Genomic DNA, 266 nt, shown 5'->3' on the forward strand with positions numbered 1-266 from the left:
ATGCGCACCGAGGCGCCGCGGAAACTGCCATTGCCTTCGGCGGCCAGCGGCGTGATGCTCAGGATCTTGCCCCGGATTGCCTTGTTGGTGCCATACACGAACACCGGGTTCTGCGGATTGTTGTTCGCATCGCGCTGGCGCTGGGTGGCGGCGACCGGCTCGGACGACATCGTGAACACCAGGTCCCACTCGCGCAGGCCCATCACCGCCGAGTCTAACGACTCGCGCGCCAGCACGTACTGGGCCACGTTGCTGCGGTTGATGGA

Annotated in this window: 1 protein-coding gene; it reads right to left on the reverse strand. The window is 65.4% G+C overall.

Annotated features, from left to right (window positions below):
- Positions 1-266, reverse strand: a 266-nt coding sequence (locus tag ACQG3P_RS19940) for a VirB8/TrbF family protein (RefSeq protein ID WP_426806011.1), incomplete at both ends; no start/stop codon positions are given.

The organism is Stenotrophomonas sp. SrG, from assembly GCF_050031795.1.
Classification (GTDB): Bacteria; Pseudomonadota; Gammaproteobacteria; order Xanthomonadales; family Xanthomonadaceae; genus Stenotrophomonas; species Stenotrophomonas rhizophila_A.